The following is a 23049-nucleotide window of genomic DNA, read 5'->3' as shown; positions in this document are numbered from 1 at the left end:
TTCCAGTCACAATCGGAGAACGAACATGTCTACTATCGGTATTATCGGCGCTGGGCAGATTGGCCTGGCCATTGCAACGGCACTCGCTCGTCACGGCATTGCTGCGACCCTTTCCAACAGCAGGGGACCGGAAACGCTGGCGGACACCGCAGCCAGGCTCGGGCCGACCATCACTGCGGGAACCCGGCAGGAGGCCGCTTCGAAAGACATCGTCTTCGTTGCGGTCAACTGGTCGAAACTGCCGGCTGCGCTCGCAGACCTGCCGGATTTCGGCGGTCGCATCGTCATCGACACCAACAATCCGATAGAGGCCCCGCTGTTCAAGCCGGTCGACCTCAACGGCCGCGCTTCCTCGGAAGTGTTCGAAGGCTTGGTACCCGGCGCGCGCGTCGTGAAGGCCTTCAATCACCTTCAGCCGCAGCTTGTTGCGGGAGATCCGGCCAGCGACGGCGGCAGGCGTGTCCTCTTCTACTCGGGCGACGATGCCGGCGCCAAGGCGGAGGTCGGTGCTTTGATCGAGACACTGGGTTTCTTCGGTATCGATCTCGGCCCGCTGTCTCTCGGCGCGCGTCTCGCCCAGTTTCCAGGTGGCCCCCTGCCCGCCCTCAATCTCGTGAAAATCGGTTAAAACCCCTCACCCGAAAGGTCAAACACGATGTCTGCTTCCCCCATTGAAATCGCCCACACGTTTTTCGGCCACTGGAGCGCCAACCGCATCGACGAGGCCCTGGCGATGCTCTCCGACGATGTGCTCTATGACAACGTTCCGTTTCCCGACATCCTTGGACGCGAAGGCGTGCGCAAATTCCATGCCGACTTCGGTATCGGCAAAACCTTCAAGGTGGATTGGAAGGTCACCCAGATTGCCGCCTCTGGCAAGCTGGTCCTCAACGAACGCATCGACGTCTTCACGCACGAAAATGGCGGCACGATCAGCTTGCCGGTGATGGGAACGCTCACCGTGGAGGGCGGCCAAATCACCGTGTGGCGCGATTATTTCGACCCGACGGATTTCGACAGGCAGCTTCAGCAGATCAGGCGGTAGCTGCGAAGGCGGGTGTCTGGGAGACAGCACGATCTGATTGCGGTGATGCCGGCCCTTCGATCCTGAGCCGAAGGCGTGAGTGCGGTCTTGTTCAAGGTCGCCGTCATTCCCTTGCCGGCATCTCGTGGCGTCGAATTCAGCCTGCTGCATATGGCGCATCTCCGGCAGAACCCCGCTCCAGCCCCGATCGAACTTCTCACGCAAGCCCTGTCGGAGCTGAAGACCATCACCACCGGGGGTGCGTTGCATCAAGCAAGCTTTGCCCGTATTGCGGGATCACCAAAGACCCTCTGGCAATAGGCGCGAAGCCTTTCGGGCCTATCGGCGCCGCCACGAAAGGCGATATGCCCGTCGGGCCGCACCAGCACCAGGGAAGGCTTGTTGAGCCCATAGGCAGCGTGTGCCTCATGGTCCAGATCGGAGAACGAGGTCGGGTCGCTCTCCTCCGGCACGGCCGCGGCGAGGACAAGCCGCGGGCGCACGAAATCCCAGTCCTTCACCTCGGCGCAAGCGTCGCGGAGGAGAGGAAGCGCATTCTGGTCGCGTCCGTCAAAAGCCAGAAGCGACCAGCCCCAGCTCAAGCCGTCGGGGTTGTAGATCTGCCGGAACAAGGATGTCGAGCTGCCATCCCTCGCAATCACCGGGGCATCGGGAGCACGGTCGCCCGCCTTGGGATCGCCGCCCGTGATCTTATCGGTGAGACCGGTGAGGTGGTCCTCGTTCAGCGGGCTGTCCGGATAGGTGACCGACAATTGCTGCAGGTCGTCGGTGCCCTGGATCAGGGTTCCGATGTCAGGAATGACACGGGCGGCGAGATCCATGGCGGCGTCTTTGAGGGAGCCGCGATAGATGCTGTTCTTGAAGCCACGCAGCTGCTGGTCATCGAGACGACGATGCTCTCCACCCCGCTCCGCATCATAGGAATCAAGCGCTGCTTTGCCGGCATTGCCGTTCAGCACCATGGCCAATCGCCAGGCGATGGCGACAGCGTCGTGGAAGCCGGAATTCATGCCCTGGCCGCCGGTCGGCAGCGACTCATGGCCGGAATCGCCGACGAGGAACACGCGGTCTTTTGCATAGTGCTCTGCGGCGCCATGCTGAAATCGGGTGTGATTGATCCAGATCGGATCGCTGAAGGTGAGCGTCTCGTCTTCCGTCACCTCCCGGGCAGCAGCCTGCAACTCTTCAAGCGTCGGGTCCCGGTCAAGAATGCCGGTGTCGTCGGACAGGAAGAACATGCGGTGATAGCCCTCCCACACCGGCAGCACGCCGGCGAAGCCGCGGTGAAAGTAGAACAGCCAGATACGGTCCTGATCGGTGGAGCGACGCCAGGAGAGCTTTGCATCGATCTGGCGGCTGATGACATTCGGCAACGTCTCGTGCTCGAACTCGAGACCCAGTTCCTTGCGCACGAAACCGGAATTGCCATCGGCGCCGATCAGGTAGCGGCAGCGCAGCGTCTCGACGGGTTCGATGATGGAATGGTTTTCGTCGTCGCTGGCGGTTCCAATGGTGACCAGCACACCGTCTGCGTCCTGCACGAAAGACAGGACCTGGCGACCGCGCTCGACATGGCGGCCCGCCTTTTCGATCTCTGCCGAAAGCGTTTCCTCGATGACGTTCTGGCCGCTGTAAAGCACCGGACCATAAGGGCTCGGCACGCCCGCGACATCGACCGGATCGACGGGACGACCGTTCAGAAGCGTGTTCACCTTGGTGATGCGGTAGGATTTTTCCGCAAGCGCATCGCGCACGCCGATGCTTGCCAGAAGCTCCTGCGGACGCGCCCAGACATTATTGGCGCGCGAGTGGGTACGCGGCGTTTTGCGCCTTTCGAACAGGCGGAAATCGACGCCATGATGAGCGAGCGCACAGGCCGTGGTGAGACCGATGGGACCTGCGCCTATAATGATGACATCGGCATCAAAGCCGTCATTTCTATGGGACATAATCTCTATCATTCCTCGTTATGATGATGGGGTTCGCCGGCATGCGCCGCCAGACCGAAGGTTTCGTCGAGCACCGCACTCATTTCGCGCAGGACCTCCATGGCGATCGCAAGTCGCTGTTCGCCGATGCGCGCCAGGATGCGCTGGTCGAGGGGACGCACGGCGGTTTCGGCCTGCTTCAGCACCGCATGTCCGGCTGAGGTCAGCACCACGAGCTTGGCGCGTCGGTGATGGGGATTGGGCTCCAGCCGCACGAAACCCTGCGTGACCAACAGATCAGTCACGCGCTGCACAGCCTGACGGGTAAGGCCCATGTTGCGGGCAATATGGGCCACCGGCAGCGGCACGCTCGAATAGCCAAGTGCTCCCAGCACCTGCCACCAGGCGGTGGTGAGGCCGAGCGGCTTCACCAGTGCATTGCCGGCATCCGACAGCCGACCATTGGTCTCGAAAACCTGAAGGACGAGATTTCGGACGGTTTCCTGCGTTTCGATCGGTTTCATGACAGCCTAACGTCGATACGACAACAGACTGTCAATTCACGGAGGCTGTTTTGGTTGCAGGAGGCTTCTGCTTTTTAGCCAAGCCGATATACGCCCCGAAATCTGCTTTACTTGCGGTGCGCAATTGACCCTAGATATAACCGTTATATCTTAGGCGGCAGATCGAGCGTCTCTCCGTGAGCACAGCCGATCGCAATTCTCGAAAGCTTCCCAGGCGGCTTTGCTGTGCAAAGCACCACTGCGCGTGGGCGCTGTTTAATGAACGACTGGAGTGTCTTATGCATTCATCAACATTGAAACGAGCCGTGGCGCGCGTGGTTGTCACCACCATTCTCGGCTCTGCGGCGGTTGCCGCGGTCTCCATCGTCCCGGCGGGGGCTGCGGAAGAGGTGGCAACGGCCGGATCCGTCATCTCTCATAAGCCGCACGCGATTTCACCGCAAATCAAGGGGCGTGCGGAGCTGATCGTCCACACCATGCAGTCGGTATCCGGAAAACTGACAAAGGCTTCCACCCTCCTCTTCGTCCCGGAGGGACAGGCGCCGAAGGGCGGATGGCCGGTGATCGCCTGGGCGCATGGGACAACGACACCCGGCAACAAACTATGCGCGCCGAGCCTCACGGATGATCTCGATGGCGGGCTTACCAAAGACGGTTTCAACAGCGATTACCTGTTCGAAATCTCGACGCTGGTGAACGCAGGATATGCGGTCGTTGCTCCGGATCTTGAAGGTCTGGGCGAAGTGGCGGAAGTCCCCTACCCCTATTTCAATGCCAGCAGCTTGGCCCGTTCGCTGATCAGCGGCGTCGTTGCCGCGCATAAAGTGAATGCCGACCTGTCGAACGAATATGCCGCGGTCGGGCATTCCGACGGCGGTCATGCGGTTCTCGGCGTCGAAGCCTATGCCGACGAAGCCCCGCAGTTCGAATTCAAGGGCACGGTGGCTATTGCGCCCTACACCTCGATCGAGGCTTTCGTGAAGGAGCTTGCGCAAAGAACCGCCGCGAACCCGCAAAAAGCGGACGACTTCCGTCTCCTGCAGAATTTCAACGTCGCCCTCATGACAACCGGGCTGAAGGTGATCGATCCTTCGTTCGAGGCTTCGGCGGTCATGGGCCCTGATCTTGCAGCGCAACTGAAGGACTTCACCACACGGTGCTCGGTTCCTGCCATTGGCGGGCTCTCCAAGGCGATGACCGCAAAAGGCGTCGCGTTCGAGGGTTTCAAGGAAAACTGGGCAGACGATCCGAAGATGGCTGCGTTTCTTGGCGTAAATGATCCGGCAGCAAACCCGAACTTCCGCCTCAGGAAGCCGACCTTCATCTCGCTCGGTCCAGACGATGCCTTTGTCTTCCTGAACACGACGCGGGCGCTGGTTGCCCGACTGAAGGCAGATGGTACGCCGGTGACGTACAACGAGTATCCGGGCACGGACCACTTCACCGTTATCCGCGCCGCCCAGGCGGACACTATGGCCTTCCTGAAGCAGCGGTTTGCAGACTGAGGAGCAGCCGCGACCGCCGCGACGAGACGAGGCGCGCGGCGGTCCATCAGGACAGATTGGAAGGACCCCATCCATGACAGACACCATCAGACGGATCGTGCTTGCATCAAGGCCTGCCGGACCGCCGAGGCCCGGCGATTTTCGACTTGAAGAAACAGCCATGCCGGACGTGCCGGAAGGTCAGCTTCTGCTCCAAACCATCTATCTTTCGCTCGACCCCTATATGCGGGGGCGCATGAGCGACGCCAGATCCTATGCTGATCCGATCAGGATCGGCGACGTGATGCTGGGCGCCACGGTCTCCCGGATCAGGCAATCCCGTCACCGCGATTGGAAGGAAGGCGACATCGTTGTTGCCTATTCGGGCTGGCAAACCCATGCTCTCTCCGATGGACGCGATTTACGGCGCATCGATCCGGCTGTCGCTCCGATCTCGACCGGACTGGGTGTGCTCGGCATGACGGGCTTTACGGCCTATGCCGGCCTGCGCAACATCGGTCGCCCGAAGCCCGGTGAGACTGTGGTTGTCGCTGCCGCCAGCGGCGCCGTGGGCTCGGTCGTTGGCCAGATCGCGAGGATAGGAGGCGCGCGTGCCATTGGGATAGCCGGAGGTCCCGACAAGTGTGCATTCGTGAAGAACGAACTGGGATTTGACGCCGCTATCGATCATCGCGCCCCAGATTTTGCGCGCCAACTGGCCGAGGCCTGCCCGGACGGGATCGATGTCTACTTCGAAAATGTCGGCGGCGCCGTCTGGGATGCCGTCCTGCCGCTCCTCAACGATTTTGCGCGCATACCGCTTTGCGGGATGATCTCCCACTATAACGACGAGGCTGTGGCTAAACCCTCCATCGATCGGCTCCCCGCTTCGATGAAAACGATCCAGCAGAAGAGCATCACCATCCGGGGCTTCATGAACGTGGAGTTTCTGGATCAGCAACCGGCATTCCTGGAGGAAGCGACAGGTTGGGTCCGCGATGGCAGGTTGAAGTGGCGAGAGGACATTGTCGACGGGCTTGAACAGGCCCCGGCCGCATTCATCGGACTTCTGAACGGACACAATTTCGGCAAGCTGGTGGTCAGGGTGTCGAGCGAAGCATAGAACGCAAAGGATGCTGGTCGGGCTAATCGCGCAGCCGGTCGTATTCTTCCTGAGCGCGCTGAAGCTCCGGGCCATAGGCCATGGACCATGCATAAAGCGCTTCGAACGGTTGCTGAAGGGAGCGACCGAGCGCGGTGATGGTATATTCGACGCCGACCGGCGTCGTCGTCGTCAGCACTTCCCGGCGGATCAGCCCATTGCGTTCCAGCCGTTTCAAAGCGTCTGCGAGCGCCTTGTGCGTGATCCCGTCCAGGCGCCGCATGATCTCGTTGAACCGCGACGGCCTCGTGCACAAGACGGTCAGGATCAGGATCGACCATTTGTTTGCGATCTGCTCAAGCACAGGCCGCGCCTTCTCGACGTCGAGCAAGGCCTCGATTGATACGGCCTTCGGCCTTCGGGGCACCGCGGCTTTGGGTGACAGGCCTTCATCGCTGAGGGACATAGGTATACTCCTCGATATCTGCTTTACTCTTAGTGCATTATTGACCCTAGGTATAGGGGGTATATCTGTGCTTCATCATCATGAATGGAGTTCACATGAGCAGATTAGCAAACAAAACCGCCCTCGTTGTCGGCGGTGTCGGTGGCATCGGCGGAGCCATTTCGGAGAGATTTGCCCGCGAAGGCGCGCAGGTCTACGCGACCAGCCGGAAGGGTGTCGAGAGCACCGAAGCGTCCGTCGGCCCGGGTAGCATTCGATCGATCCAGGCGGATGCCAGCGACAAGAGCGATCTTCAGCGCGTCTTCAAGCAGATCGGATCGGAACAAGGCCGCCTCGATGTGCTCGTCGTGAATGCCGGCCTGTCGGAATATGCGCCGCTTGCAGACATTTCCGAGGATCATTTCGATCGGACATTCGGCCTCAACGTTCGGTCGCTCGTCTTTGCGGCCCAAGGGGCGATCGATATCATGCTTCCCGGCGCCACGATTGTGCTCATTGGCTCGATTGCCGGCGATATCGGCACCAAAGGCTATGGTGTCTATGGCGCGACCAAAGCCTCCGTCCGATCCTTCACCCGCACCTGGGCCAACGAGCTTGCTCCCAAAGGCATCCGCGTCAACGTCGTGAGCCCCGGCCCCACCGACACGGCGATGATGGCAAGCGCCTCGCAGGAGGTGCGTGACGCATTGTCCAGCATGATCCCTCTCGGACGCATGGGCAGACCCGACGAAGTGGCCGCGGCCGCCCTCTTCCTCGCAAGCGACGAGAGCAGTTTTACCACAGGTGCAGAACTGGTTGTCGATGGCGGCATGGCCCAGGTCTGACCTCAAGCCTAAACCCTTCATCTGAAAAGCGGGCCCTGAAGACATCATCGCAGCCGTCAGACGCGGGAACCAAGTGTTGGAATCAATCCACGAGCAGCAAGGCTACTCCCCACGCTCCTCCTGAAGCGGCCAACTACAGGCCGTCCGGGTTCAACGAGGCGTAGTACTCTGCCGCTTGGGCAATTTCATCCTTCGACATTTGTCGTGCGATGTTGCGCATCTGCTGGCTCGTATCATTCGTCCGGATACCGACGGCGAAGGCGTTGAGTTGGGCGGTTATATATGCTGAAGGCTGGCCACCAAGCCAGGGGCTGCCCGCCTTGTTCTCGACACTTCCGTGGCAGGAGCCGCAAGGCGCGATGCCGCGCAGTGGCGCACCGTACGCGACAATGGCGGGAACACCCGCTGTTGATGCATGGTTTGTCGGCACGCTCGGCAGATAAGCATAGTAAGCCGCGACATCCCGAATGTCCTGATCGCTCAGATTTGCCGCAAACGGGCTCATCACCGCGCTCGACCGTGCTCCGCTCCTGAAATCCTCAAGCTGCTTGTAGATTGCCACCGCATACTGCCCGGCAAGGTTCGGCGAATCCGCCCGACTGACCCCCGTGGGGCCGTGGCAGATCGCACATTGCAGCGCAATGGTTGCGCCGCGTCCGACTGAGTCGGCTTCGGCCTTGGGCATCGTACTCAGCACCACCCGGCTGATCTTGTGATCAGGCTCGACCGGATCTGTACTCGATGCACGCCGGGGCAAGCCAGCAGCGCTGCAAATGGAATCCCAAAGGTTCGTGAACGGATCGGTTCCTTGCACAGAAGGAAGAACCACCAGCCCAAGAATACTTGACGACATGAACAGCACCGCAGCTATCGCGATGCTGGCTGAAGCCCAGGCGCGGTTTGATGCCGGCGTCTTTTCTATGCTCATCGTCTCTCTCCAACGAAGACGGCGGGCACTGACGTGTCGTCGCGAACCGCGAGCTGCATGATCGGGAGGCCGTAATTGGTGATTGTCAGAGCAACCATCAGCGCGACCCAAAGTCCGTGTGCGTTGAGAGCTGCAGGCACCCGAGTAACAGCGTGCGCGGCTTGGGCGTAGGTGTACTGCCCGGGCTCGATCCGGCGCTCGAAATGCGACCGAACGAGGATGAACAGAAACAAGAGACCGGAGGCCAGCAGAATGAAGCCCCCGATTGCCGACATCACCACAGGCGCTGCCTCATCTGAAAGCGCCGGGTTGCTGTAATCGTAATAGGCCATGCGGCGGGGCATCCCCAATATGCCGACGTAGTGCCACGGAAACGTCGTCACAATCATTCCGATGAACCAGAGCCAGAGCTGCAGCCTCACGAGGGACATGCTGGCGATGGCGCGTCCGGTCAGGTGGGGCCAAAGGTCGTAAGCAATCACGAAATACATGATCACGATGGCGCCGCCGAAGATGAGATGGAAATGCCCGGTGATCCACTGGGTGTTGTGGATCGAACTGTCGAGCTGATAGCTCATGTTGATCAGGCCGCCTGCGCCACCGAAACCAAGCATCAGGAAGGAGAAGGCAATCGCCAGCATAGCAGGATTTCGCCAAGGCAGCGTGGCGAGCCAGCCGAATGGTCCCTTGCCGCCCCGCAGACGTCCGGCAATCTCCACCGACGCGCAGATCGTGAACACCGTCAGGAGGGTCGGCAATGCGACTACGGCCGTGAAGGCAGAGTGGATGAACTTGAAGCCAGCGCCAACCTGAGGATCCGCGAACGTGTGGTGAATGCCGATCGGCATCGCCACGACAAGGAAGAGACTGAAGGAAATGCGCGCCATCGAGTCGCTGTAAAGCCGTCCGCCGATGGCGCGCGGCACGATCGTATAATAGGCGATATAGGTCGGCATGAGCCAAAAATAGACAATCGCATGCAGCGTCCACGAGAAGAACACCCGGGCAAGCCCGGCATCGATCGTGGTCCGTAACCCGAGAGCGACGGGAATGATCTGCAGCAGAAGTTCAAGTGCCGCGCCGACCGCCGTCCAGCCCCAAAGATAGGAGCCGGCGACATTGGCATACATGGCCAGCGGAACGACCGCACCGGGATTGCGCTTCTTCCAGACAATCAGATTGACGGACATCAGCGCGACCCAGATCCATGATCCGACAACGACCATCACCACGCCGATATAGTAGAAGGGGTTGCCGATCATCGGGGGATAGAAGGTGTAGAGCACCGAAGCTTTCCCCAGTGAGACGGGTACCATGGCCGTGACGGCACCGAGGACCACCAGCCCCAATCCTGCCCATGCCCATCGTCTGCCGATCAGGTCTGTTTTCAGGGATGTTTCCGTAATTGCATAACCAAATCCCATGGCGACAAGCGTGGGAAAGACATACCCCATGATCGTTCCGTGCGCGGTCACGGAACGATAATACCATTCGGGATTGCCAAGCCAGCTTGCGAGAGGGCTGCGGATGAACATCTGCCAGGCACCCAGGATCAGCGCCAGACCGAACACTGAGAAGGCAACCCAGAAGTGGGCGATGATCAGTCGGCGGCTATTCAGCACAGGAGAGTCTCCTCTTGTTGGAGGCCATTGCAAGGAACTGCGGCTTGTCGATCACCTGCACCTTGGCCCACATTCCCTCATGTCCGACGCTACAAAACTCCTGGCACGGCATGAGATGCTCTCCGGTCTCCTCGAATTTGGCGGTTTGCACGGAGACATAGCCGGGCACCAGCATGGTGTTGACGTTGGTCTGCTGGATCAGAAGGCCGTGAACCACGTCCGCGCTGGTTGCACGAAGCGTGATCGGAGTATCCTTCGGGACGACGATGCACGCAGGGGTAAACGAGTACTGCTGGGCCACAGCGCGTACTGTCACCGAGCCGTCTGGTTCGAGAGCGCTGCCGAGATTGCTTTCAATGAACTCACCCGTCATGTGCAGCGTGGTGGGATTGATGATCTCGACAGTCGTTTGCGGCATCACCGCCTGGTGGATGCCGGCATAGGCCGCCATCCCGGTCAAAAACGCGATGATCAGGATGCTCACCGCAGCCCATCGCCGCTCAATTTTCAAAGCGACATCGCCGCTTGCGCTCTTCTCGACGCTCACGGATTGGCTCCTCGCGGCAGGAAGACGAGCAGGTAAAAGAGGAACCAGATGCCGATGACGATCGCGGTTGCAATGCCGGCCACGGTGAGTGCACCGATGGGACCACTTCGCACGATCGCGTCGATCTCCTCCTCGCGCGACATCGGGACTGTCCCTGTTACGATTTCTGGTTCGATCATATGAGCCTCACTGGAGCGGGACTGAGCGAAGTTCGTTCGCTTGAGCTGCGCTGATTGTCGTTCCCCGGTTGCCCCAGGACGTGCGGATGTAGCTGACGACGGCGGCGACCTCGTCGTCGGACAGGGAGACGCTGAAGGGTGGCATGCCGTAGGGCATTGGATTCCCTCGGGTTCCGGGGGGATAGCCGCCATTCAGAACCATACGAATGGGATTGACCGCAGATTCCATCTGGATGGACTGATTGCCGGCAAGCGGCGGATAGTCTGGCGCCCGGCCCTCGCCGTTCACGCCATGGCAACTTGCACATTGACGGTCGTAGACAGTCTTGCCGAGGTTCAGCAGCAGACTGCTTTCGGCGTGGGAGAGATGTGAAACGGGAGGAGCCGGGGAATCCGTCGAGATGCCCTTCAGATAAACCGCCATAGCCTTGGTATCGTCATCGCTCAGATACTGGAGGCTGTTATAGACCACGTCGGCCATCGGCCCGTAGACCGCGCCTCGCTTGGACACACCCTTCTGGAGAAGGTCGGTGATGTCTTCGATGCTCCAGTCGCCCAGTCCCGCTTCCTTGTTGGAGGTCAGCGAAGGTGCGTACCAGTCTTGCATCGGGATCAGACCGCCCTTGAAGGCATCGGCCTGGGAATTGCCCCCGAGCGCATTGATCGGGGTGTGGCACATTCCGCAGTGCCCCAACCCTTCGACGAGATAGGCTCCGCGGTTCCACTCGTCAGACTTCGTCTTGTCCGGGGTGAATGCGCCCTCGCGGAAAAAAAGCGTGCGCCAACCCAGAACGAGCGAGCGGTTGTTGTAAGGAAATTTCAGCTCGTGCGGTTTGTTCCTCTTCGAGACGGGGGCGATGCTCTGAAGATAGGCATAGATGGCATCGCTGTCTTCGCGTGACACCTTGGTGTAGGACGCAAAAGGCATTGCCGGATAGAGCAGCCCCCCATCGGGAAAGCGCCCCTCGTGCATGGTGCGGTAAAAGTCGTCGGCCGACCATTTGCCGATGCCGTTTTCCGGATCCGGCGTGATGTTCGATGTATAGAGGGTACCAAAGGGGGTTACCATCGGAAGGCCGCCCGCGAACGGTTCCCCCTCGGGAGCCGTGTGGCACGCGATGCAATCTCCTGCCCGCGCGAGGTATTCGCCCTTTTTGATGATCGCCGGGTCGACTGGTGCCTTCTTGTCCTGCGCGGAAAGTGGCAAGGCTGCCGCCATGGCAAATCCCGCAGCCAGAATGGTCGCATACACTGCTGGGTATTTCATCGTGCGGCCTCCGATGGCTGGCTGCCGCACGCGAATGGAAGCGCAAAGCTCCCTGCGGGAGAGGGGGCGGGGTTTGCTGGAAGTGGGCGTCCGGCAAGAAAATCCGAGACAGCCCTGACGTCGTCTTCCGTCAGGTGCCCCGCAACGATCTGCATGCAATCGGGCGCGATGGCGGTGCGGGTCCCGTAACGCCATCCTCCAAGCTGGGCGCTCAGATAGGCCGCCTTGAGCCCGAGCAATCCGGGGATGCCCGGCTCCTGCCCGGTGAGAGACAAGCCATGACAACTGACACAGGCAGGCACACCACGGTCGGTGTCGCCACCTGTGACGATTTGCTCGCCTCGCTGCAGGAGTGCTTCGCTCACGGCGGGGGCGGCGGAATTGTCAGGAAGGGGCGGCTGCTGTGCCGCGAAATGGTCGGCGATCTGGCGCAGGTACGAATCCGGGAGGTAGTGTAGAAGATAGTTCATCGGTGGGTAGTGTCGACGACCGCTCCTGAAAGCGAGGAGTTGATTGTAGAGATAGCCTGAAGGCTTGCCTGCGAGCCTTGGGAAATAGGGATCTTTCGTGCCCTCACCATTGGCTCCGTGGCATGGAGCACATGCCTGCACGCGGGCGCTCATATCCATGACGTCCTGAGCGCGCACCACCCCGGCCATGCAGCCGACACCGATCAGAAGACCGATGATGTGAGCCCGCTTTGACATCATCGTGAGCCGGCCCCAAGCCTTAATCCCATAGCCCCTGTGCCCACTGGCGCAAACTTCGTCGGAACGACCGCATTGCCTCGGACTCTGCGATCCTTGGATGAGCCGCCGTGAGATCATCATGAGAAGGCTGACCTGTGCTTTGTGACGTTCGACGGTCGGAAAATACGAGATCAAGATGCATGTCCTTCCGTTCGCCGCAGTGGCAATCCGTCGTCCAAAGCGAGCCTGCCCACGATTGACCCTGGCCTCGGCAAACAGCCATGTTCACCATGTCGACGCACCAGCACGCGGCGTCATCACCTTCAGGTCAGGCGTCTCGTCTCACATAGCGGACGACGTCAACGTCGGGCTGAGGTCAACCACCGCGCCAGACATGCTGCAGGTGACCTGAACTTTTTTAACGGCACGCGACCGCCGTCGGAAGTGATGTAACTCTTAACTCACGGTGAGTTGGGAAGGGCTGAAGCGGTCAGCGTGCTGACTCACGGCGAGCTAACTTTCGTTGCCGCACAAAAATATTACTAATGATCGAAATCAACCTGTCGATGCCGCCAGCAGAACGATGAAAAAAATGCCCGGCCCCGATCTGAAGTCAATCGATCACGAGGAGCAGCCGGTATTTCCATTTGCAAAGTAATCTTTCCCGGTCTCAGGAAATATTTTTCAATGTTGATCCCCTTGCCTCACTGTCTGGACAGCAAGGGTCGCCGAGATTGCAAGACGATCGGTCCTGTCTGGCGTCGGCGGCAACGGTTCTGCAGACACCCATCAGATCCGTGACATCCAACAGGTTTGGATAAGAGCAAGTAAGTCTGGCGCTAAGAATGCCCGTCGCCCGTATCGCACTCCCGGCCGTTCGGTCCTGGCTCACCCTCGCCACCTGCTCTGGATTGCTGTGAGAGGTTGCGAAGGCGCACAGTCCAGCCGGCGCACGGGGCACCCGGCGTACCCGGCGCGACTGCGACGAGGTTCAAGACTTCGAGTTCCCCGGCACGGCCTGTTACCTCGGGGAGATGATCATTGTGGGTTCCCCTGCCCTGGTTGGCGGTACGGCCTTAGTACCGCTTCACCTCAAACTGTTTGAAGGAGACCCACGTGGTCAGAAAGCTGTTCGCTGCCAACCCGGCCCGCATCGGGCGATTTGAATGCGCGCCCGTCGCGGACGCGGCTCCTGGCAGGCTTGTCAACGGAACGCCGCAGGACCTTAAATCGGATCTCGTTTCGCTTCTTGGAGCCGATCGCGTGAAACACCGCGCGATCGATCTGGTGCGCTACGCCTCCGACGCAAGCCCGTACCGGCTGATGCCTCAGGTGGTGGTGATGCCGAGATCGGCAGAAGACATCGTGAAGCTCTTCCGGTATTGCCGCGAAAAGGGTCGGCATGCGACGTTCCGCGCCGCCGGAACCAGTCTCAACGGCCAGTCGCAATCGGACGATATCCTGATCGACGTCCGCCGGCACTGGTACGGCGCGACGATCGAGAAAGGCGGCGCAAGCGTCCGTGCCCGTCCGGGTACGATCCTCGGACATGTCAACTCCATGTTGGCAAAACATGGCAGGCGACTGGGTCCAGATCCCGCAAGCGCACACGCCGCCACGATCGGCGGTGTGATCGCAAACAATGCGGGCGGCATGCGCTGCACAGTCACGCGAGACGCCTATAGTACTGTTTCAGCCCTTAAATTCATCATGCCGTCCGGCACCATCATCGACACCCAGGCGCCTGGAGCCGAGGCGGCATTCGCCGAGGCCGAGCCGGAGCTGGCTCAAGGCCTCCTCGATCTCAGAGGTGAACTGCTCGCGGACGCTGATCTGGCGGCGCGGATCCGCCGGAAATTCGAGATTAGAAACACCCATGGCTATCGCCTCTGCGCGCTGCTTGATGGCGAAACGCCGCTCGAGATATTCCGCCGACTGCTGGTTGGATCGGAAGGGACGCTCGCCTTCGTGGCCGAGGCCACTCTTGAAACCGTTCCCGTCGCAAAGGTCACAAGCGTCGCATGGGTGCCCGTGCCATCGATCGACGAGGCGGTATCGCTTGTTCCCGGGCTAGTCGGGCTTGGCGCCTCTGCCGTCGAACTCATGGTCGCTCCGGCCCTCACGGCGGCCGGCAACGCATTTCCCGAAACGCCGTCTTACTGGAAGACGCTTGATCCGAAGGCGGCGGCGCTGCTTGTCGAGTTCGGCGCAGAGAACGAGGCCTCTCTCACGGCAAAGCAGGCCGAGGTGCTGGAACTCGTCGGCAAAGCCAATCTGGTTCGACCGGTCGAATTCACCAGTGTCGAGGAAGCCATCGAGCTCGCCTGGCATGTGCGCGAAGGTCTGCTTGGCCTGATCGGCAAGAACCGTGAGGAAGGTTCGACACTCATCACCGAGGATGTCTGTTTTCCGCCAGCCAGGCTCGCTCAAGGTGCACATGACGTTCAGGCACTTTTGGCCAAGCACGGTTTTCCCGGAGGGGTCGCCGGCCATGCCGGACACGGCAATCTGCACTTTACCCTCGTCGCGAACTTCACGAATCCGGACCAAGTGACACGATACGGCGCTTTCATCGCGGAGCTTGTGGATCTGGTTGTTCGAAAACACGACGGCTCTTTGAAGGCAGAGCACGGCACGGGCCTCAACATGGCTCCGTTCCTCGCCGCCGAATGGGGTGAGAAAGCGACAGCCATGATGTGGCGGATCAAGCAACTCGCCGATCCTCTTGGCGTGCTCGCACCAAATGTGATCCTGACGCACAATCCTAACCTCCATATGGAAAACCTGAAGTCGGTCCCTCAGATCGAGGGCGTCGCAGGTTCTTCGCATTGTATCGAATGCGGCTTCTGCGAACCGGTCTGCCCAAGCCGCAATGTCACGATGACACCGCGCCAGCGCATCGTGCTGCGGCGCGAAATGGCCCGTCAACGGCCAGACTCGGCCATGCTGGCGCAGCTACAGTCCGAATACCAATACGATGGGGTTGAAACATGTGCTGGCGACGGCACGTGCTCTATCGCGTGCCCGATCGGCATCAATACGGGCGACGTGATCAAGGAATTGCGGGCGAAGGAAAACAGCCCGACCTCCAACAGGGTGGCACTGCGTATCGCCAAAAACTGGAAAACGTTTGAAGGCTTGTCACGGGTCGCGCTCGCGGGCACCCATGTCATGACCAGTGCCGTCGGGACCAAACCGCTGACGGCTCTGACTGGTCTCGCCCGAACAGTCGTCAGTCCCGATCTCATTCCCTCTATCCCCGGACCCATGCCACGACCCGCAAGGCCTCTGCCTCGGACGAGGAGAGAGGGTGCTGCTGCGGTTTATTTCTCGGCCTGCATCAATCGCATCTTCGGACGCGATCCGGCGGGACCGGCAGCGCCCTCCCTGCCAGAAGCTTTGGTGAAGCTGTCCGCTCGCGCCGGAAAAAAGCTATGGATCCCGCCCGACTGCGGTGGCCTCTGCTGCTCATCACCGTGGAAATCAAAGGCTTTTGGTGATGCTTATGCGTTTATGGCCCGCGCGACGGCCGAGGCTCTCTGGGACTGGAGCGACGGTGGCACTCTGCCGATCGTTGTGGATGCGGCGTCTTGTTCACTCAGCCTGATCGAAGACATACCACCAAACCTTACGGAGGAAGCGAAAGCGAGATACGCCAAGCTCACCATCATTGATTCGATCGCATGGTGCCACGACCTGCTCCCCGAGCTTTCGATCACGCGAAAAATCAACCGCGTGGCCGTTCATCCCAATTGTTCTGCGGTCCATCTGGGGCTCGACAGAAAACTGAAAGATATCGCGGATCACCTCGCCGTCGATGTTGAGATCCCCATCGGAACGACGTGCTGCGGCACGGCCGGGGATCGCGGACTATTGCATCCTGAACTGGTGAGATCGGCATCGCGCGAGATCAAGGCGGTTCTCGATGCCGAGCCCGCGGACGTTTATGTGTCAGCCAACCGCACCTGCGAGATGGGCCTGCGGCATGCCACCGGATATCCCTACGAGTCGTTTGTCTTCCTTCTGGAGGAACTGAGCCGACCGGTGGAAACCGAACTCATCCAGCAAACGTGATGCTCTGGCGCAGCAAATGCGGGCGCTTGCGCAGACAAGCGCGTCCGCATCCTTCTGACAAATCCATGCGCTGAGACCGACGCCTCCGACTTCTCACAGGCATGCTTCCAGGCGGGGGATAGGCCCACCCGAAGAAGGCGGCCCGCCAATATCCAGCATTGTATTCCAGCTTCATCTGAATTTATTGCGAGAATAAAATGGTCAGTTTTCGTGCGCATCTGATGGTGGCTTTTCTCAAGCTGTCCGGCCGTCGCCTGGTCTATGCCAGGCCCTTTACACCAGAGGGCCTTCGCAACGAGAGCCCTGCGCCGGCGAAACCGGGATCGGCCGTGCGTGGGAAATGCCATGTCGAGCAAGCCTCCCGTGAAGGCCGGGATATCTACACGATCTCGCCATTGGGTCAGGATATCTGCACAACGGTGCTTTATTTTCACGGCGGCGCCTATATCAGGCCGATCATGGCGCAGCATTGGACGTTCCTGGCCGACATGGCCGTGCGCCTGAAGGCACGGATCATCATTCCTCTTTACCCCAAAGTTCCCGAGGTCGATTGTACAGCGACAGTCCATTTTGCGCTTGCCATCTATCGCGAAGTGCGCGCTCAAGTCGGAGAAGGATCGCTCTTTCTGATGGGGGATTCTGCCGGGGGCGGGCTGACACTGTCGGTTGCGATGCAGACTGCCAGACAGGCAATTCCACCGGCAACGGGCGTTATCCTCCTGTCACCCTGGCTCGATGTGTCGATGTCAGCCCCGGAGCAGGTGAAGATTGCCGTCAGCGATCCAATGTTGATGCTGCCCGGCCTCATGTCGGCTGGCCAGCTCTATGCCGGAAAGCGCGCAACGAACGATCCTTTACCGAGCCCCCTATACGGCTCACTCGCCGGCCTGCCGCCCATCCAGATCATTTCGGGAAGCCGCGACGTGCTGGTGACGGATTCTCGACGTCTTGCAGAAAAGGCAAAGATCGAGAGGCACCAGTTGATATACCATGAGGCGCCGGGCCTCATGCATGTCTATACGATCCTGCCGCTTCCGGAAGCCGACAGGGCGCGGGATCTCATCACCCATTTCGTCCGGACCCATTCGGACGGCATCGCCCGCGCTTCGAGCTGACCAATGATAATGTTGCCGGTTGTGGGTGTAATGTCTTTCCTGAAGGAATACGAACCGGCGACCAGATTGTTCGCCAAGGCGCAGAGGCTCTTGATTTCAGAACGGTAGCAAACCCTCTGTGCCACAGGGAAATGGTGGCGAGCAGGCCGAACTGCAACTGAAGATCAAGGACATCTGCCAGACGCGGGTGCGCTACGGCTACAGGCGTGGCCACGTGCTGCTCAAGCGGGACGGCTGGCCATCGAGTGTCTCTTGGCAAGTTCGGCGCCGAGTGCCTGAACGCCCACTGGTTCATGACCTTGAAGCCGCGCGGGCAAAGATTGAGGATTGGCGTAGATACTACAACGAGCTCCGGCCACACTGGCCCGTTGCAACGGGTGAACGACACGGAGCAAAATGCAAATGAGGAGATCTCCCGAGTGGGAGAATTTACAAGTGTCGGTGGTTGCGGGGGCTCGCAGATACCGATACCGACATTCGATCCAAGTAGCCATCTAATGAACTACTCAAACGGTTGCGAGGACAGGGTTTGATCATAACTAGCGGAGGCTAAAGCCGGCCTTCCAGGCGAAGCACAGTCTCACCATGAGCTCCAAACTCGGGCTTTTTCGTTCCATCGCGTTAAACTTGTTCACCAGCAGTTGCAGGCCGCGGAAGCGAAGGCCGGTGGGGACGCCGCCAATGTCGGTTTCTTTTGCCGCATAAGAAGGAAGTGGATGAGGATCTAGCGAGACAGATAACTCTGTTCCATCAGGGGCCATTGCTAAGATCCCAAACGTAATCATCGTCGACGTTCAAATTCGCTTCATCTGAATAGCCCTAGACTTGTAGACAGCTTCTCCCGGCCATTCCACAGTCACATTTGCGGGAGCAAGCTGAACCACAACTGGCAGCTTTGTCGAAGTTGTTGTCGCAACTTTTCATGCCATCGTGCATGCATTACTTGTCGTGTTTAGACGAAAAATGCAACCATATGGATAGGGGCTGGCGAATCGGCGCTAATGGGGCACGCATCGAAAATGACACTTAGCTTGGTAGCGACGGACCATGACGAACTATGTCACGGCTGGTCGTGGGAGATCGAAGACGAGGAGGAACTGGTCGACCAGGTAGCACGCGTCACGCTTGGACAATATCGACATATTTCCAAGGTCCTGCAGCGACTCGCCCCGAGACCACCAACGACGACCGCCGAGCACGTTGCGGACGCGCTGGATAAGCTTGCGTTGGATGCGGACGGATCGTCTTCAAAGCGCGATGGTTGGATTTTCCAGGTCATCTCTTGGATTGCGGCCAACGCAAACCGCGGTAACGCGTTCATTCGCGCCCCTCATATTCGTAAGGCTGATCATGGTTTCGATGGCATGCAGCTGGAGATGTCGCCAGACGGCAGCACAGTATCCGCAGTCGTGATTTTCGAGGACAAGGCCACCACGTCACCTCGAAGCACAGTGATCAAAAAAGTCTGGCCTGAAGTTAAGAAGCTCGAAATTGGTCAGCGGATAACCGAACTGACGCATGAGGTGACGTCGATGCTCGAGGCCATCCATGGCTCCGCATCCGATTTCGCGATCGAGGAAGCCGTTGAGAATATCATCTGGAAAAATGCACGACGCTATCGGATTAGCATCACCGTCGGAGACGAGCACGTCGATCAGAAGGCCCGCAAGGGCCTCTTCAAAGGCTTTAACGATCGCGTGAGCGGCAATGTGAACCGACGTCGAGCAGAAACGATCTGCATCCCAGATATGAGGGATTGGATGGAGGCCTTCACCGACAAGGTGGAAACTCGAATATCCGAGCTCGCGCCTCATGTTTGATGCCTCAACCGTATCACTTATCGCCTCAGGCCCAGAACTAACGGGTGTCAACCTCGAAGAACTTCCCAGGGAGTTCACCAAAGCATACGCGGAGATAGTCGCGGCGAGATTGCGGTTTAGAGACAACAAGGACGAAAATCTTCCTGCCCGCTTGGTACGCACGCTTCGCCGAATGAAACGCCTCGCAGCTACGCACGAAGCCCTCGTCGCGCTGCTACCGGACCGCGAGAACCGCGCAGCGGCGGCGTTTATTTCAGGAACCGCGCACCAAGTGTATGCTCAGGGCGTTGCGTTACGTAAGGCTCTGACCCGGCAGAGCTATATCGATAGATCATCCGTATCGCCCGATGTCTGCGCGACACTTCTGTTCATGATTGCCGACTCTTTCGCCGACGCTGCCGAAGCCTCGAAATCAATACTCCCTGAAGTTGAAGAAGCGACGGATATTGAAACGGCTCTATCGCTAGCTATCCGTCGCCTTGCAAGGGGGGAACTGAACGGTATCCTGGCAATGGCGTCTCCCGTATTCGACGAATCTGCTCCCCTCGACGACCAGGCGCAAGAGGCACTTCTTCTCCATCTGTTCATCGGTGTCAGGAGCCTAGCTAGGCAGCTTCTATCAAGAACGGACGAAGAATCCCTGACTGGGAGCGGAACTGCTCAAGCGACATTTATGAAAGTAAAGGCTCTCAGCGTCGATAAAATAGCCGACGCAGAGGACGGCCCGGTTTACAGTCTCTTCCCTGGCCCTCTTCACCTTGCAAATCTCCTACTTGCCGTCGAGCGTGACCTAACGGCTACGGCGATCGCCCGCACCCCGACCCCAGGCGGCGTCGGAGAAGCGGCCTGGTGGAAGATAATTAAGAGGATGGCGACAACGCGACCATATCTCTGGCGCAATCACCGGGATGCGATCGACAAGGGCTATCTCGAAGAGGGTGTTTCTGCCGCGATCAGCTTCCCGACTGGGGGTGGGAAGTCAACGCTGGCTGAATTGAAGATCGCGGCGGCTCTCTTGCGCGGCGAGCAGGTAGTGTTCCTCGCACCGACTAATGCTCTTGTTGACCAGACGGCGACATCGCTTAAAAACACATTCCAGGATTACGACGTCGTCGGCGATCTCGAGGACGAGGTTACTGTCGCCGACGTCGTGGTGCTTCCCGCGGTAATTGTCACTACGCCGGAAAGATGCCTCCTTCTACACTCAGTGCAACCCGAGGCGTTTGAAAACCTCGGCCTCATCGTCTTCGATGAATGCCATTTGCTTCATCCAAGAGACGACGACAGAAGCCGACGCGCTGTAGACGCAATGTTGACCCTGCTCAATCTGACAGCGGCGGCACCTGATGCGGACGTCTTGCTGCTTTCTGCAATGATGAAGAACGCAGGCGAGATAGCATCGTGGGTTCGGAACCTAACCGGACGGGATTGCCTCGCTCTGGATCTTACATGGAAGCCAACCCGGCAGGTCCGTGGCACCGTCGTTTACGCCGCGAACCGTATCGCCGAGCTAAGGGAAATTTTAATACAAGCGCGAAAAGACTATCCCAAAAAAAAGAACAACGCTCCAGCAAAAATCGAGCGAGAGCTGACCGCGCCGCCGGTCGGCCTTTTCTCTCTGCACCAGACATGGGCGAGTACGGATACCGAAGACTACACATTACTGGGGATGATCAACAACGCACCCCATTTCAGCACAGCACCGGATAGGTTCCTTCGGTGGCGGCTGACGCCCAACGGCAACAAACTGAGCGCTGCGATCGCTGCGGCATCTTCGGCGAGCGGCATCAAGACCCTAGTCTTTGTCCAGACGACTGTTCTGGCAAATGCCTCGAGCCGGGATTTTCGGGAACTTCTTAAGGCTCCGTCGGTCACACTTAACACAAGTGAACAAAAGTGGCATCACCTCGCCGTCGAGGAAATGGGGGGCCCGGAGTATTGCTATCTCCGTCTCGACGAAGATGGAACCTTTAGTGGCGGGGCGGCAAGCCATCACGGTCTTCTTCTAAGAGAAGAACGCTATCTCCACGAGTCGCTTTTCAAACGACCAGACGGAATCGGGGTGCTTTTCGCCACCTCAACGCTTGCGCAGGGTATGAATCTCCCCGCTGAAATTGTCATTATCGCAGGTGATAGCCGCTTCGATCCCAAGGCAAAACGAATGGAGGTTTTAGAAGCTTACGAGGTGCTCAATGCCGCCGGACGCGCCGGCCGGGCAGGAGAACGTTCGCAGGGGCTCGTCTTGGTCGTCCCGAGTCGTGTCATCGAATTTGACGACGAAACCGGCGAAATAGGCGATCACTGGGCAACATTGCGAAATATCTTCGAGCAATCGGATCAGTGCCTCAAGATCGATGATCCACTTACGGAGTTATTGGATCAAATTCATATCAGTGCGGCAGAAGGTGGCATGTCTTCCTATCTTGTTAGCAAGCTTCCTCTCTCTCCTGGCGACGATGAGTTTGATGGGGCAAGAAAAATGCTATCTCGTACCCTTGCCGCCTACAGGGCAAACCGGGACGGCAACCAACGATGGATCGAAACCCGCATCGAAGCGGCGCTTCACGCAAAAGCTATCATGGGCGACTCGTCCGGACGGGGGTGGATTGACCTTGTCTCTGGATCGACGGGTGTGTCGGTGCAGAACCTGCGCGGAATCCAGACACTCCTCGACAATGGCTTTTTAGAAGGAAGCGCCATTGAGATTATGACGCTTCTACTCCGATGGATCGCTGAAATCCCGGATCGACTGCTTGACTTCGTCAGGCCTGAAAACCTCGAAGGACTCTTTGGCGAAGCGTACAAGAAACTGCCTTCCGACGAAGAGCGAGGAAGGCAAGGGCTAGCCGCGCTTCTAAAAATTCTGCCGTTATGGATGTCCGCGCGCCCTCTATGCGAAATAGAGCGCCACTACACTGGAACACAGGATGTCGGAAACTGTAAGTTTGCGAGGCAGTTTGCGCTCAGAATTGTACAGGATCTAGCATTTGTCGCGGGCTTACCTGCGAGGATCTTAGTGGCACGAAATGCCGCCAATGATCTCGAGGGAGAGCCGACCTTCCCTGTCCTAACGGTCTTGTCCACGCTGGCTGCGATCGTTCGTGAAGGATGCGACAGTCCCGATTCTCTAGCAAGCCGGCTGGAACATGGCCGCGACGTTTCTCGAGTAAGGGCAATGATACTGCACAACGACTACAAAGCGTTCATTGAAGCTGGTGGCGAATTTGAGAATTTCGACGACACACGTGAACGTGTGAGGCGTGGGAAGAACTTGTACAGCTTCCTGGAAGACGAATGATTTGACGACATCATCGTACTCGCCGAGCCTTCCCGTTCATCATTTCTTCGGCTGTCATCGTTGATATATCAGTAGACGCTTATGCGCCCTGCCAAATGGAAAGATCAGATATCGTGCAAAACTGATGACCTTTCCCT

19 protein-coding genes are annotated in these 23049 nt (G+C 58.9%); 10 read left to right on the top strand and 9 right to left on the bottom strand.

Annotated features, from left to right (window positions below):
* Positions 1–25: 25 nt before the first annotated feature.
* Together J2858_RS13335 and J2858_RS13330 are read left to right on the top strand one after the other, a co-directional pair.
* Positions 26–628: an NADPH-dependent F420 reductase gene (locus J2858_RS13335; RefSeq protein ID WP_210105302.1), complete on the top strand. Its 603-nt coding sequence runs from the start codon at positions 26–28 to the stop codon at positions 626–628.
* 27 nt (positions 629–655) lie between these two features.
* Complete coding sequence (locus J2858_RS13330; protein ID WP_210105301.1) at positions 656–1045, top strand: limonene-1,2-epoxide hydrolase family protein; 390 nt, start codon at positions 656–658, stop codon at positions 1043–1045.
* A 248-nt stretch (positions 1046–1293) separates the two neighbouring features.
* Here the strand turns inward: J2858_RS13330 and J2858_RS13325 are convergent, their stop codons facing one another.
* Together J2858_RS13325 and J2858_RS13320 are read right to left on the bottom strand one after the other, a co-directional pair.
* The gene (locus J2858_RS13325) at positions 1294–2994 is read right to left on the bottom strand and encodes an FAD-dependent monooxygenase (protein ID WP_210105300.1); all 1701 of its coding nucleotides are present in this window, start codon (positions 2992–2994) and stop codon (positions 1294–1296) included.
* An 8-nt stretch (positions 2995–3002) separates the two neighbouring features.
* Complete coding sequence (locus tag J2858_RS13320; RefSeq protein WP_210105299.1) at positions 3003–3497, bottom strand: MarR family winged helix-turn-helix transcriptional regulator; 495 nt, start codon at positions 3495–3497, stop codon at positions 3003–3005.
* Between the two features lie 278 nt (positions 3498–3775).
* Between J2858_RS13320 and J2858_RS13315 the strand changes: the two genes are divergently transcribed.
* Together J2858_RS13315 and J2858_RS13310 are read left to right on the top strand one after the other, a co-directional pair.
* Positions 3776–5002: an alpha/beta hydrolase family protein gene (locus J2858_RS13315; protein ID WP_210105298.1), complete on the top strand. Its 1227-nt coding sequence runs from the start codon at positions 3776–3778 to the stop codon at positions 5000–5002.
* 73 nt (positions 5003–5075) lie between these two features.
* Positions 5076–6104: an NADP-dependent oxidoreductase gene (locus J2858_RS13310; protein WP_210105297.1), complete on the top strand. Its 1029-nt coding sequence runs from the start codon at positions 5076–5078 to the stop codon at positions 6102–6104.
* Between the two features lie 22 nt (positions 6105–6126).
* On the opposite strand, the gene J2858_RS13305 is transcribed toward J2858_RS13310, so the two are convergent.
* The gene (locus J2858_RS13305) at positions 6127–6549 is read right to left on the bottom strand and encodes a winged helix-turn-helix transcriptional regulator (RefSeq protein WP_210105296.1); all 423 of its coding nucleotides are present in this window, start codon (positions 6547–6549) and stop codon (positions 6127–6129) included.
* Between the two features lie 95 nt (positions 6550–6644).
* On the opposite strand from J2858_RS13305, the gene J2858_RS13300 reads away from it, so the two are divergent.
* The gene (locus tag J2858_RS13300; protein ID WP_210105295.1) at positions 6645–7373 is read left to right on the top strand and encodes an SDR family NAD(P)-dependent oxidoreductase; all 729 of its coding nucleotides are present in this window, start codon (positions 6645–6647) and stop codon (positions 7371–7373) included.
* A gap of 133 nt (positions 7374–7506) precedes the next feature.
* Here the strand turns inward: J2858_RS13300 and J2858_RS13295 are convergent, their stop codons facing one another.
* Genes J2858_RS13295 through J2858_RS13270 form a run of 6 tightly spaced genes read right to left on the bottom strand, consistent with a single transcriptional unit; the run spans position 7507 to position 12626 of the window.
* Positions 7507–8301, bottom strand: a complete 795-nt coding sequence (locus J2858_RS13295) for a c-type cytochrome (protein WP_210105294.1) — start codon at positions 8299–8301, stop codon at positions 7507–7509.
* The gene (locus J2858_RS13290) at positions 8298–9923 is read right to left on the bottom strand and encodes a b(o/a)3-type cytochrome-c oxidase subunit 1 (RefSeq protein ID WP_210105293.1); all 1626 of its coding nucleotides are present in this window, start codon (positions 9921–9923) and stop codon (positions 8298–8300) included. Before J2858_RS13290 ends, J2858_RS13295 begins: the two co-directional genes overlap by 4 nt.
* On the bottom strand, positions 9913–10470 hold the full coding sequence (locus tag J2858_RS13285) for a cytochrome C oxidase subunit II (protein ID WP_348635487.1): 558 nt from the start codon (positions 10468–10470) through the stop codon (positions 9913–9915). Before J2858_RS13285 ends, J2858_RS13290 begins: the two co-directional genes overlap by 11 nt.
* Positions 10467–10649 (bottom strand): hypothetical protein, encoded by a 183-nt coding sequence (locus tag J2858_RS13280; protein WP_210105675.1) that lies wholly within the window; start codon positions 10647–10649, stop codon positions 10467–10469. The genes J2858_RS13285 and J2858_RS13280 overlap by 4 nt, the downstream gene beginning before the upstream one ends.
* A gap of 7 nt (positions 10650–10656) precedes the next feature.
* Entirely contained in the window at positions 10657–11868 is a 1212-nt protein-coding gene (locus J2858_RS13275; protein ID WP_210105642.1) for a cytochrome c, read from the bottom strand.
* Between the two features lie 44 nt (positions 11869–11912).
* On the bottom strand, positions 11913–12626 hold the full coding sequence (locus tag J2858_RS13270; protein ID WP_432443359.1) for a c-type cytochrome: 714 nt from the start codon (positions 12624–12626) through the stop codon (positions 11913–11915).
* A gap of 1095 nt (positions 12627–13721) precedes the next feature.
* On the opposite strand from J2858_RS13270, the gene J2858_RS13265 reads away from it, so the two are divergent.
* The 5 genes from J2858_RS13265 (at position 13722) to J2858_RS13245 (ending at position 22912) form a co-directional block, all read left to right on the top strand.
* Entirely contained in the window at positions 13722–16679 is a 2958-nt protein-coding gene (locus tag J2858_RS13265) for an FAD-binding and (Fe-S)-binding domain-containing protein (RefSeq protein WP_210105292.1), read from the top strand.
* A gap of 197 nt (positions 16680–16876) precedes the next feature.
* Positions 16877–17794, top strand: coding sequence for an alpha/beta hydrolase fold domain-containing protein (locus tag J2858_RS13260; RefSeq protein ID WP_210105291.1), 918 nt, complete (start codon positions 16877–16879; stop codon positions 17792–17794).
* Positions 17795–17912: 118 nt separating this feature from the next.
* A complete protein-coding gene (locus J2858_RS24355) occupies positions 17913–18200 on the top strand; it encodes an integrase core domain-containing protein (protein ID WP_210105290.1) in 288 nt (95 codons plus the stop codon).
* Positions 18201–18825: 625 nt separating this feature from the next.
* On the top strand, positions 18826–19614 hold the full coding sequence (locus tag J2858_RS13250; RefSeq protein ID WP_210105289.1) for a hypothetical protein: 789 nt from the start codon (positions 18826–18828) through the stop codon (positions 19612–19614).
* The gene (locus tag J2858_RS13245; RefSeq protein WP_210105288.1) at positions 19607–22912 is read left to right on the top strand and encodes a DEAD/DEAH box helicase; all 3306 of its coding nucleotides are present in this window, start codon (positions 19607–19609) and stop codon (positions 22910–22912) included. Before J2858_RS13250 ends, J2858_RS13245 begins: the two co-directional genes overlap by 8 nt.
* Positions 22913–23049: the final 137 nt, after the last annotated feature.

The sequence above is a fragment of the Neorhizobium galegae genome (genome assembly GCF_017877135.1).
Classification (GTDB): Bacteria; Pseudomonadota; Alphaproteobacteria; order Rhizobiales; family Rhizobiaceae; genus Neorhizobium; species Neorhizobium galegae_A.
The sequence above is the reverse complement of the archived record's forward strand: the minus strand, read 5'-3'. Positions and strand labels throughout refer to the sequence as shown.

Coding starts and splice junctions, on each gene's coding strand:
- J2858_RS13335 (WP_210105302.1), top strand. CDS start 26: ATGTCTACTATCGGTATTATCGGCGCTGGGCAGATTGGCCTGGCCATT.
- J2858_RS13275 (WP_210105642.1), bottom strand. CDS start 11,868: ATGGCGGCAGCCTTGCCACTTTCCGCGCAGGACAAGAAGGCACCAGTC.
- J2858_RS13315 (WP_210105298.1), top strand. CDS start 3,776: ATGCATTCATCAACATTGAAACGAGCCGTGGCGCGCGTGGTTGTCACC.
- J2858_RS13260 (WP_210105291.1), top strand. CDS start 16,877: ATGGTCAGTTTTCGTGCGCATCTGATGGTGGCTTTTCTCAAGCTGTCC.
- J2858_RS13295 (WP_210105294.1), bottom strand. CDS start 8,301: ATGAGCATAGAAAAGACGCCGGCATCAAACCGCGCCTGGGCTTCAGCC.
- J2858_RS13310 (WP_210105297.1), top strand. CDS start 5,076: ATGACAGACACCATCAGACGGATCGTGCTTGCATCAAGGCCTGCCGGA.
- J2858_RS13305 (WP_210105296.1), bottom strand. CDS start 6,549: ATGTCCCTCAGCGATGAAGGCCTGTCACCCAAAGCCGCGGTGCCCCGA.
- J2858_RS13300 (WP_210105295.1), top strand. CDS start 6,645: ATGAGCAGATTAGCAAACAAAACCGCCCTCGTTGTCGGCGGTGTCGGT.
- J2858_RS13280 (WP_210105675.1), bottom strand. CDS start 10,649: ATGATCGAACCAGAAATCGTAACAGGGACAGTCCCGATGTCGCGCGAG.
- J2858_RS13320 (WP_210105299.1), bottom strand. CDS start 3,497: ATGAAACCGATCGAAACGCAGGAAACCGTCCGAAATCTCGTCCTTCAG.
- J2858_RS13270 (WP_432443359.1), bottom strand. CDS start 12,626: ATGATGTCAAAGCGGGCTCACATCATCGGTCTTCTGATCGGTGTCGGC.
- J2858_RS13325 (WP_210105300.1), bottom strand. CDS start 2,994: ATGTCCCATAGAAATGACGGCTTTGATGCCGATGTCATCATTATAGGC.
- J2858_RS13245 (WP_210105288.1), top strand. CDS start 19,607: ATGTTTGATGCCTCAACCGTATCACTTATCGCCTCAGGCCCAGAACTA.
- J2858_RS13330 (WP_210105301.1), top strand. CDS start 656: ATGTCTGCTTCCCCCATTGAAATCGCCCACACGTTTTTCGGCCACTGG.